The sequence below is a fragment of the Streptomyces sp. SBT349 genome (assembly GCF_001083795.1).
Lineage (GTDB): Bacteria > Actinomycetota > Actinomycetes > Streptomycetales > Streptomycetaceae > Streptomyces.
Genome location: NZ_LAVK01000261.1, coordinates 1 through 11182 on the forward strand (window position 1 = coordinate 1; position 11182 = coordinate 11182).

Below are 11182 nucleotides of genomic sequence, written 5' to 3' on the forward strand. Positions count from 1 at the left end.
GGGATGGGCGGGGTGGGCAAGACCCAGCTGGCGGCGGGCTATGCCCGCACCGCCTGGCAGCTCGGGTCCGATCCCGGTGGGCTGGATGTCCTGGTGTGGATCTCCGCCACCAGCCGCGAGGGGCTCGTGGCCGGCTACGCGCAAGCCGGCGAGGAGCTGTGCGGGGCCGACCCGGGCGACGCCGAGCGAGCCGCGCGCACCTTCCTGGCCTGGCTCCAGCCCAAGGCCGGCGCACCGGCCTGCCGGTGGCTGATCGTCCTGGACGACCTCACCGATCCCGCCCACGTGCGCGACCTGTGGCCACCCGCCTCCCCGACCGGCCGGACGCTGGTCACCACCCGCCGCCGGGACGCCGCCATGGCCGACCGGGGCCGCGTGGTGACCGTCGGCCTGTTCACCGCGACCGAGGCGGTGGCCTTCCTCACCGACGCCCTGGCCCACCGCGGGCGCGGCGAACCCGACAACGAACTCGCCGGCCTCGCCCACGACCTGGGGTACCTGCCGCTGGCCCTGTCCCAGGCAGCGGCCTACCTCACCGACACGCTCCTGACCTGCGCCGCCTACCGCACCCTGCTGGGTGACCGGAAGAGGAAACTCGCCGATCTCGTTCCCGAGCACGGTGCCCTACCCGACGACCAGACCGCCACCCTCGCCGCCGGCTGGGCCCTGTCCATCGACCGCGCCGACACGCTGCGCCCCGCCGGCCTGGCCCGCCCCATGCTCCACGTGGCCGCGATGCTCGACCCCAACGGCATCCCCGAGGCGGTCCTCACCAGCAGGCCCACGCTCGCGTACCTCACCGAGCACCGCACCCCCACCGGCGGCGACCAGCAGCCGCCCCCGGCTTCGGCCGAGGACGCCGTGCTCGCGCTGCGCGCCCTGCACCGGCTCAGCCTCGTCGACCACACCCGCGACACCCCCCACCAGGCCGTTCGCGTCCACCAGCTCATCCAGCGGGCCACCCGGGACGCCCTGGCCCCTCAGGCGTATGAGGAAGCCGCCCGTGCCGCCGCCGACGCCCTCACCGAGTCCTGGCCGGAGTCAGCCGACGCCCAACCTCTGGGACGGATCCTCCGGTCCAACGCCGATGCGCTGAGCAATCACGCTCAGGACGCGCTGTGCTCCGCCGACGAGGCCCATCCGGTGCTTTTCCGCACCGGGAACAGCCTGGGACACGCCGGCCAGATCACCGCGGCCATCGCCCACTTCCGGAATCTGGTTCATGCGGTCCTGGGTTCCGGCCACCCCTATGGCCTCGCCGCCCGTAGGAGCAGCGCCCACTGGCTGGGCAAGGGCGGGGATGAAGCCGGCGCCGTGGCCATCATCGAGGAATTCCTGCCCGATCTCGTGCGCCTGTTGGGGCCGCACCACCCCGACACCCTCGCCGCCCGCAGCGACGTCGCCGGCTGGCGAGGCCTCGCGGGAGACGTGACGGGCGCCGTGATGAACTACCAGGAGCTCGTGCGGGACATGGCGCGGGTGCTGGGGGCCGAGCATCCCCATACCCTTGCCGCCCGTGCCAACCTCGCCAGGAATCGCGGCCTCGCGGGGGACGCGGCCGGCGCCGCGGACGCCTTCGCCAAGCTCCTCGCCGACCGGATCCGGGTGCAGGGACCGGATCACCGGGGCACTCTCGTCACCCGGCGCGAGCTGGCCCGCCTGCTGGGGGAGACGGAGGACCCCGCCGCTGCCGAGAATGCCCGCGAACAGCTGGAAGCGCTGCTGGCCGACTGCGTACGGGTGTTGGGGGCGGACCACCCCGACACGCTCACCACCCGGAAGTATCTCGCCCACGTGAGGGGTGGGGCGGGGAACGCGACGGATGCCGTGACGTCGTATGAGGAGCTCCTGCCCGATCTGGTCCGGGTGTTGGGGCCGCACCACCCCGAAACCCTCGCCGCTCGCAGCGACCTCGCCTCGAAACGCGGTGAGGCGGGAGACGCGGCGGGTGCCGTGGCCGCCTACGAAGGGCTCTTGCCCGATGCGGTCCAGGCGCTGGGAGCGGATCACCGGGGCACTCTCATCACCCGCGCCGGCCTGGCCTATTGGCGGGGCAAGGCGGGAGACGCGACGGGTGCCGTGGCGGCCTACGAAGACCTTCTGACCGACATGGTGCGGGTGCTGGGAGCCGATCACCCCACCACTCTCAACAACCGCGGGAATCTCGCCCACTGGCGTGGTGAGGCGGGGGACGCGGCCCTCGCCGCGGCGGACTTCGCCCGCCTCTTGCCCGATCTGGTACGGGTGCTGGGCGGGCGCCACCCCCGCACCCGCGTCGCCCGCAACAACCTCGCCCACTGGCAACACGAAGCCAGGAGTGAGGTCCCTCGCGCCTTCAGAAGGGAGATCTAGGGCGTTTCCTCCGGATCGGCTCGCAGTGGGTGCGGTCGCCTACGGCTCCGGGAAGGGCGTCTTGGCGAGGCCGTCCCCGCACCCGGCCCGACGTGGCCCTGGCGGACACGGCCTCCTCCTCCTCCCGAGCCATCCGTCGATGCGGCGTTCGACCGTGTCGCGCTGCTTGTGCGCCTCCTTGATCGGGGCCGCGAACTCCGCCCCTTTCGTGCCATGACGCAATCACCACGCATTCACCGTGCAATCCACCACTTGGTATAGGTCCGGCATCCGCCCGGCCGCGCGTCCGGGGCGCCGCGCCCGGGGTGTCGCGCGCCGGGGCGTCACCGGGGTGCGGGGCGTGCGCGGGCGCGCCCTAGGGTGGGCGGGGTAACGAGTCGTCGAGGTACAAGGGTTGATGTCGATGGGGTTCCCCACCAGCGGGCGGGCGGTCGTGGCCGGCGTCGCGTTGCTCTCCTCGTTCACCGTCTGGGCGCCGGCGGCCATGGCCGCGCCGGAGGCCGCGGGATCCGCGGCGTCCGAGGCCCCCGCGATCGACGCCGCCGGGGTGCGTGAGGCGTTGCTCGACGCCGTGGCGCTGGGCGCGCCCGGGGCGATGGCGCGCGTCGACGGCGCGGGCGGGACGGTCGCGGAGGTGGTCGGCGAGCGGTCGCTCGGGACCGGGCTGCCGATGGACACCGACCACCGCTTCCGCGTCGGGAGCGTGACCAAGTCGTTCAGCGCCGTGGTGCTGTTGCAGCTGATCGGCGAGGGCGCGGCCGGTCTCGACGACCCGGTGAACGCCCACCTGCCGGGGCTGCTGCCCGACGACCGGATCACCATCCGGCATGTGCTGAGCCACCGCAGCGGCCTGTGGGACTACAGCAACGACATGTTCGCGCAGACCGTGCCGGGCTTCGAGGCGGTGCGCGACGAGGTGTTCACGCTCCAGGAGCTGGTGGACCTCTCGCTCAGCCAGCCGCTGACGGTCGAGCCCGGCTCGGCGTACGCGTACTCCAACGCGAACTTCGTGGTCGCGGGCATGCTGATCGAGCACCTCTCCGGCCGGCCGCTCGCGGAGGAGTACCAGGAGCGCGTCATCGACCCGCTGGGCCTGGCGGACACCGGGTACGTCCATCCGGACCCGGTCCTGCCCGGCGCGCACATCGACGGGCACCTCACCCCGGACGAGGCCGGGGCCCCGCTGGTGGACTCCACCGAGCAGACGGTGTCCTGGGCCCAGTCGGCGGGCGCGGTGTACTCCACCCCCGCCGACCTCAACCGGTTCTTCGCCGCCCTGCTGGACGGGGAGCTGCTGGCGCCGGAGGAGCTGGACGCGATGCTCACCATGGCGCCCACCGACGCCACCGGCACCCGCTTCTACGGCCTGGGCCTGCGGCGTTACGACCTGTCGTGCGACGTCTCGGTGTACGGGCACACCGGCACCGTGCAGGGCTACTACACCTACGCGTTCACCAGCGAGGACGGCGAGCGGAGCCTGACCGCGATGGCCAACGCCTCGAACAACGGCGCCGTCAACACCGCGCTGGGCGGCACCCTGGAGGCGGCGTTCTGCGGCGCCGAGGAGCCGCCCGCGACCGCGCGGTTCGCCCCGGCGGCCGAGCCGGACCTGCCCCCCGGGCTGGCCCGGAACTGACCGGCGGAGTCTGAACCGACCGGGAAGCCGGACGGAGCGTGGCGGGCGGCACCGGCGGTGCCGCCCGCCCCGGTCCGCGCACGCCGCCGTTCATCAGAAAGAGTGGTTTGAAGGCGGTCGTCTCACCCGAACGGCAGAGGGTGCGCTTAGGTGTGGGCTGCGTTCCGTCGGAGCGCCGCGGCTATCTCCTGGAGGCGCCCATGACCACCGGTGACCTGACCGGCCGCCCGCTCCTGTTCCGGCGCACCCTCGGCGAGCGACGCATCGCCCTGGTCGCCTGGCGGCTGCTCGTCCTCCAGACCGCACACCCCGTCGTCGCCGCCGGTATGGCGGACTGGTCCACCTACCGCGCCCACCCCTGGCGGCGGGTGCGGCACACCATGGACAGCGGGCGGCGCCTGTTCTTCGGCGACCGCGAGGAGCTGCGCCGCGAGGTCGCACGCCTGGAACGTGCCCACCGGCGCATCCACGGCACCGACTCCGCGGGCCGGCCCTACACGGCGGAGGACCCGGGGGTCCGCGTGTGGGTGCTGATCACGCTGTACGAGGCGATGACCGCGATGCGCACCCTGTCGGGGGACCCCTTCACCCCCGCCGAACTCGACGTGCTCTACCGGGAGTTCCGCGCCGCGTGCGGCGAGTTCGGCCTGCCGGACGAGCTGTGGCCGCCCACCGCCGCCGACGTTCCCGCGTATATGGAACGCACCATCCGCGCGTCCCTGGAGGACGGCCCGGAGGTCCGGTACATGCTGTCCGGCATCCTTCGCGAGGCGCCCGTGCCGGGCCGGCTGCGCCTGCTGGGGCCCGCCTGGCCGCTGCTGCGCGTCCTCACCGCCTCCGCGGTGGCCGCGCTGACCGTGGCCGATCTGCCGCCCGCCTTCGGCGAGCGGTTCGGGCTCCGGCCCGGCCGGGGCGCCGCGCTGCTCTCCCGGACCGTCCACCACGGGGCGCGGCACGTCATGACCCGGCTGCCCGACCGGTGGCGCTACCGCGTCCCTCCCGCCGGGGGCGCGTTCCCGGCCGCTCGCCCGCCCCGGTACCGCCGCGCACGCGGGCGCGACACCCGCCCGATGCGGCTCGACGCGTTCTTCCGGCGGGTTCTCGACCAGACGGGCGACGGCCACATCACCCTCGCCGACCTGCGGGCGATGGCCCACACCGTGTGCTGGCCCCTCGAACTGTCGGCCGAGCGCGAGGCCGAGGTCTACACGGCCTTCGACACCTGGTGGCGGCACATGGCCGCCACCATGGACACCGACGGCGACGGGCGGATCAGCCGGGCCGAGTTCACCGCGGCCACCCTGAGCGGCGTCGACCGGGACCCCGCCCATCTGGCCGAGGGCCTGCACGTCGCGGTGCGCGCGATGTTCCGCGCCGCGGACACCGACGGCGGCGGCCACCTGTGCGCCGACGAGTACCGCGCACTCTTCGGCGGCTCCCGGGTCCACCCGGCCGAACTCAACGAGGGCTTCCGCGCGTTGGACGCCGACGGGGACGGACGGATCACCGAGGAGGAGTTCGTCCGCGCCTTCACCGACTACTTCTCCGCCCGCGCCGGCACCACGGCGGGCAGCCGCATGTTCGGCCGCCCCTAGACACGCCGCCGCCCCCGCCCCCGCCGGTCGCGGGAATTGAACGTTTCAATCGCGCCCGCCCGGGGGACAGTTCCCCTACTGGGAGCGCTCCCGCCGGACACCCCACCTCCCGGACGAGGAGTCGCAGTGTTAACGCTTCGACACGATCGCACCGATGCGCGCGGCTGGACCCTGCGCGCCCTCATGGCGGTCCTGGCCGCCGTCACGCTTCTGATGACACCTTGGTCGGCCCCGACCGCCTCCGCCCACGGCTCGACCGCGGACCCCCTCTCCCGCAACTACGGCTGCTGGCAGCGCTGGGGCAGCGACTTCCAGAACCCGGCCATGGCGCAGGAAGACCCGATGTGCTGGCAGGCGTGGCAGCACGACACCAACGCCATGTGGAACTGGAACGGCCTGTACCGCGAGGGCACCGGCGGCAACTTCCAGGCGTTCATCCCCGACAACCAGCTGTGCAGCGCCGGCCACACCGGAGACGGCCGGTACAACTCCATGGACACGCCGGGCGCGTGGAAGACCTCGTCGATCGACAACAACTTCACGGTCGACGTCGAGGACCAGGCTTACCACGGCGCCGACTACCTCCAGGTCTACGTCACCAGGCAGGGCTACAACGCCCAGACGGACGCCCTGGACTGGGGCGACCTGGAGCAGGTGGCCTCGACCGGCAGGTACGCGTCCGCCAACCACTACACCGTCGACGTCAGCGCGCCCGGCCGCAGCGGGCACCATGTCGTCTACACGATCTGGAAGGCGTCACACGCGGACCAGATCTACTTCTTCTGCAGCGACGTGACCTTCTGAGCCACCCGGCCACCGGCCCCGCCCGAACGCCTGCCGCGTCCGGGCGGGGCCTCGCCGCGGACCGGCGAGGCCGGGAGGGGCGAGGCCGGGAGGGGCGCGGGCGGCCTACCGTGCTCGCATGAGTGCCGCGACCGACGACCCGTCCCCCACCCGCGCACGGACGCTGCGAGCCGCCGCCGAGGTGCTGGCCACCGACGGTCCCGGCGGCCTGTCGGTGCGCCGGATCGCGGCCGCCGCCGGGACCTCGACCATGTCGATCTACCACCACTTCGGCGGCAAGGCGGGCCTGCTCGACGCCTTGTACGTCGAGGGCTTCGCGGCGCTGAGGACCGCCCAGACGCCGCCGCGGGGCGAGGACCCGGAGGAGGACATCGCCCAGATGTGCCTGGCCTACCGCCGGGTGGCACTCGACAACCCGGCGCTCTACCAGCTGATGTTCGCCCGGCCCGACCCGGAGTTCGCCCCGGCCGAGGAGAGCCGCCTCATCGCGAGGGCCAACTACCGGCAGTTCGTCGACGCCGTGCGCCGCTGGGCGCGGCAGGCGCCCCTGACCACCGACCCCGCCTCGGCCGCGCATGTGCTCTGGGCGGCCGGGCACGGTCTGGTGATGCTCGAACTGGTCGGCAACGCACCGGCCGGCGACCGGGCGGCGCGTTACGGCACGGCCGTGCGCACCATCCTGCGCGGACTCCGCGGGCCGGGCGGGGAACAAACGCAATAACGAACTGTTATAGGTGTGACCGCGCGGTCCACGACCGCTCGCCACGATGAAGGAGTCACACCGTGTCCGTCACCCTGACGAACCCCGAGGGAATGCCGACCCCCGTTCCGCTGGGCCTGTACCGGCACGTGGCGGTGGCCACGGGGACGCGCACCGTCACCGTGGCGGGGCAGGTGGGGTGGAACTCCGAGGGCGAACTGGTCTCCGACACCCTCCGCGGCCAGCTGGTGCAGGCGTTCCGCAACGTGAGGACGGCCCTTGAGTCCGTCGGCGGGACCTTCGAGGACCTGGTCCGCGTGACCGTCTACGCGGCCCGCTGGTCGCCCGGCATGACCGGGGAGTTCGAGGCCGCCGTCGCCGACATCCGCGAGGAGATGGGCTGGTCACCGGCCCCGCTCTCGATGATCGGCGTCGACATCCTGTACATGCCGGAGATCCTGGTCGAGGTCGAGGCGACCGCCGTCCTGCCCTGAACGCCCGCCCCCGTGGGGACCGTCCCGCCGTGTGCCGCCTGCCGCACGGCGGGATTCGGATACCGAAAAGTTTTCGGAATTTTCCACGGCAAGTTGGGTCGAGAGGTCCCTTTCCTCCCGAGGCTCAGGGGGAGTAGTCACAGCTCAGAGGGGTTAACTGAGAGGCAGACACAAACGGAAGTTTTCCGGAAGCATGGGTGTTGACGGTGGGTCACGGCGCCCGCATACTCCTGAGGGATCGTTGCCGATCGCCATGACCACGTCACTCTCGCCGGACCGGGCCCGGCGCGCGGCGGGGCCCTGGAGCCGCGGCAGATCAACCGTTCACCACCGGGCGGCCCCCACCCGCCCGGCTTCCGGAAGAAGGGTCAGCGATGATCAGCGAGTCCCCCCACGAACGGAAACACCCCCGGCGACGCCCCCTCGTCCGCACCGCCCTCGCGCTCGCCCTGGCCGGCGCCATGGCGACCGCCGGGGTCGTCGCGCTCTCCGGCACGGCGAGCGCCCAGACCACGTTGGGCAGCGCCGCCGCCTCCCAGGGCAGGTACTTCGGCACGGCGGTGGCCGCCAACCGCCTCGGCGAGCAGGACTACGTGTCCACGTTGAACCGCGAGTTCAGCAGCGTCACGGCCGAGAACGAGATGAAGTGGGACGCCCTGGAACCGTCCCAGGGCGCCTTCAACTTCGCCAACGGCGACCGGATCGCCCAGCACGCGGCGAGCCAGGGCATGGAGCTGCGCGGCCACACCCTGGTCTGGCACTCCCAACTGCCGGGCTGGGTCCAGAACCTGAGCGGCGACAGCTTGCGCTCGGCCACGGAGAACCACATCAACGAGGTGATGGGCCACTACCGCGGGCAGATCAGCGCCTGGGACGTGGTCAACGAGGCGTTCGAGGAGAACGGCACCCGCCGCCAGTCGGTGTTCCAGCAGCGGCTCGGCGACGGCTACATCGCCGAGGCGTTCCGCATGGCCGACGCCGCGGACCCCGACGCCCAGCTCTGCTACAACGACTACAACATCGAGAGCGTCAACGCGAAGAGCAACGCGGTCTACGACCTGGTGCGGGGCCTGAAGGCCGAGGGCGTGCCGATCGACTGCGTCGGGTTCCAGTCCCACTTCAACAGCGGCAATCCCATGCCGGGCAACTTCCACGAGAACCTCCAGCGCTTCGCCGACCTCGGCGTGGACGTGCAGATCACCGAGCTGGACATCGCGGGCTCGGGATCCTCCCAGGCCGAGCAGTACCAGGGCGTCGTCCAGGCGTGCCTGGCCGTCTCCCGCTGCACCGGCATCACCGTGTGGGGCGTGACCGACAAGTACTCCTGGCGCCCCAACGACACCCCGCTGCTGTTCGACGGCAGCTACCAGAAGAAGCCCGCCTACGACGCGGTGATCGCCGCGTTCACCGGCGGCCTCTCCGGCCGCGACAGCGCCGGGGCCGCCTCGATCTCCTTCCGGGAGGCGATCCGGCCGGAGGACACCCTCCTCACCTAGCCCGACGGCGGCAACGCCCGAGGGGGCGGCCGGCGTGGTGTTCATGCCCCCGTATGCCGCGCCGGCCGTCCGAACCGCCCCGCCCCCGCCCGCCGATCCCGCCGCCGATCCGGCCCGCCGCCGGAGTCTTCGCGGAATCTCCGCATCAGCCCCTCGGTTGAGGGGCTACGGGCACAGCGGGTCCACGCCTAAGGTGGACCGACAATCTGCTCATCATCCTCAGCCGGTGTGGGAGACGTTCGTGATACGACGCAGGCACGGCATCAACCGCCGCACCCGGACCCTGCTGACCGCCGCGCTGGCGGCGGTGGTGTGCGGGGCCCCGCTCGCTCCCGGTGCCTCCGGCGGCCAGCCCCCGGCCCCGGAACTGCTGCGTGTGGAGGTCGTCGAGACCCTGCCGCACGACGCGAACGCCTTCACCCAGGGGCTTGAGGTCTCCGAGGGCGTGCTGTACGAGGGCACGGGCCTGTCGGGGCGGTCGTTCGTCTCGGCGACCGACCTCGCCACCGACGAGGAACGGGCCAGGGTCGATCTGCCCTCCCCCCTCTTCGGCGAGGGCATCACCCTCACCGAGACCTCCCTGTGGCAGCTGACCTGGCAGAACGGCACGGCCTTTGAACGCGACCCCGCGACCCTCCGGGAGATACGGACGGTGGCGTACGAGGGGGAGGGGTGGGGCCTGTGTCATCAGGCGTCCGAGGGGCGGCTGGTGATGAGTGACGGCTCCGGCGTGCTGACGTTCCGCGACCCCGAGACGTTCGAGGAGACCGGCAGCGTCGAGGTGCGCTCCAGCGGCGAACTCATCCACAACATCAACGAACTGGAGTGCGTCGGCGACACCGTGTACGCCAACATCTGGCTGACGGACACCATCGTGCGCATCGACCCGGAGACCGGCACCGTCACCGGCGAGATCGACGCGGCGGGGCTCCTGACCGAGGCGGAGGCGCGCGAGGCCGATGTCCTGAACGGCATAGCCAAGGCGCCGGACGACGACACGTTCTTCATCACCGGCAAGTTCTGGCCCCACCTCTTCCAGGTCCGTTTCGTCCCTGCCTGATCCCCGGGACCCGGGCCCCCGGCCGGCGGTGAGGGCCGTTCTCGGACCGCCCCTGTCGAAGCGGGCCGAGAACGGTCATCTGCCGGGGCGTGTCGTGCCCGGTGCCCGGTGCCTCGGGTCAGCGGGGTGCGGCGGGGAGGTCGAACCTCCAGCCCTGGGACTGGAACTCGGGGATCACCCGGTCCACGGCGGTGACGGTGGCGCTGCGGTCGCCGCCGCCGTCGTGCAGCAGAACGACGGCGCCCGGCGTGATGCCGCTCCTGAGGCGCTGCGCGAGCTGGTCGGCGTTGGACGGCTCCCAGTCGTTGATGGTGAGCCGCCAACCGAGCGGCTGCATGCCCAGGCTGGCGGCCACCTGCGGAGTCTGGCCCCAACTGCCGTTGGGGGCACGGAAGTAGGGGATCTGGGCGCCGGGTACGGCCTGCCGGATGGCGGCGCTGGTCTGCTCCAGGTCCGCGCGGATCTGCGCCTGCGACCAGGAGCCCATGTCGTTGTGGTACATGGAGTGGTTGCACAGCGTGTGGCCGTCCGCGACGATCTGCCGCACCAGGCCGGGGTTCTGCCGCACGTGGTCGCCCCAGAGGCAGAAGACGGCGTCGACGTTGTGCCGGCGCAGCACCTCCAGGAGGCGGGGGGTGTCCGCGGGGTTCGGCCCGTCGTCGAAGGTGAACGCGACCGACTGCCCGCCGCCGCGGGTCGAGTCGATGATGGTGGTGTCCGCCGCCGTGCCCGCGCCCGTTCCCGTTGCCCGGTCCGCGGTCGCCTGCGCGGGGACCGCGGCGGTCAGAACGGCGGCGAGGCACAGGCCGAGGGCGAGCAACGGCGAGAGCAGCCGCGCGCCGGGCCGACGACCGCGCCGGCGCGAGGGCTTTCCGTGGGGATCACGCATGGTCTTCATGCTCAATCACTCATCCCTTCAAGCTCCTTGTTCTCTGTCCTGGTGGATGCGGCTCGTCGAGGCACGCCGCGCCGGCGGACGACGGGCGAATGCGCGCGCGTGGTCCGTGGCAGGTGGTGGTGGGGGGGGGGGGGGTGACCTCGGGGG

Annotated in this window: 9 protein-coding genes; 8 read left to right on the forward strand and 1 reads right to left on the reverse strand. The window is 72.5% G+C overall.

Going from position 1 to position 11182, the window contains the following annotated elements; all coding sequences use genetic code 11:
* The 8 genes from fxsT to ADY01_RS26020 form a co-directional block, all read left to right on the forward strand.
* Positions 1-2352, forward strand: a 2352-nt coding sequence (fxsT, locus tag ADY01_RS25985) for an FxSxx-COOH system tetratricopeptide repeat protein (RefSeq protein ID WP_049578371.1), incomplete at its 5' end; no start/stop codon positions are given.
* Positions 2353-2749: 397 nt separating this feature from the next.
* Positions 2750-3988 (forward strand): serine hydrolase domain-containing protein, encoded by a 1239-nt coding sequence (locus ADY01_RS25990; RefSeq protein WP_049578366.1) that lies wholly within the window; start codon positions 2750-2752, stop codon positions 3986-3988.
* Between the two features lie 200 nt (positions 3989-4188).
* Positions 4189-5583 carry an EF-hand domain-containing protein gene (locus ADY01_RS25995; RefSeq protein WP_049578372.1) on the forward strand — a complete coding sequence of 465 codons (1395 nt, stop codon included), beginning with the start codon at positions 4189-4191 and terminating at the stop codon, positions 5581-5583.
* Positions 5584-5766: 183 nt separating this feature from the next.
* On the forward strand, positions 5767-6387 hold the full coding sequence (locus ADY01_RS26000; RefSeq protein WP_199826307.1) for a lytic polysaccharide monooxygenase: 621 nt from the start codon (positions 5767-5769) through the stop codon (positions 6385-6387).
* Positions 6388-6505: 118 nt separating this feature from the next.
* Positions 6506-7108, forward strand: coding sequence for a TetR/AcrR family transcriptional regulator (locus tag ADY01_RS36140; RefSeq protein WP_053171213.1), 603 nt, complete (start codon positions 6506-6508; stop codon positions 7106-7108).
* 62 nt (positions 7109-7170) lie between these two features.
* Positions 7171-7581, forward strand: coding sequence for a RidA family protein (locus ADY01_RS26010; protein WP_049578369.1), 411 nt, complete (start codon positions 7171-7173; stop codon positions 7579-7581).
* A gap of 374 nt (positions 7582-7955) precedes the next feature.
* Positions 7956-9077 carry an endo-1,4-beta-xylanase gene (locus tag ADY01_RS26015; protein WP_107081824.1) on the forward strand — a complete coding sequence of 374 codons (1122 nt, stop codon included), beginning with the start codon at positions 7956-7958 and terminating at the stop codon, positions 9075-9077.
* A 241-nt stretch (positions 9078-9318) separates the two neighbouring features.
* Positions 9319-10137, forward strand: a complete 819-nt coding sequence (locus tag ADY01_RS26020) for a glutaminyl-peptide cyclotransferase (RefSeq protein WP_234320418.1) — start codon at positions 9319-9321, stop codon at positions 10135-10137.
* A gap of 118 nt (positions 10138-10255) precedes the next feature.
* On the opposite strand, the gene ADY01_RS26025 is transcribed toward ADY01_RS26020, so the two are convergent.
* The gene (locus ADY01_RS26025; RefSeq protein WP_078900611.1) at positions 10256-11026 is read right to left on the reverse strand and encodes a polysaccharide deacetylase family protein; all 771 of its coding nucleotides are present in this window, start codon (positions 11024-11026) and stop codon (positions 10256-10258) included.
* Between the last annotated feature and the right edge of the window lie 156 nt (positions 11027-11182).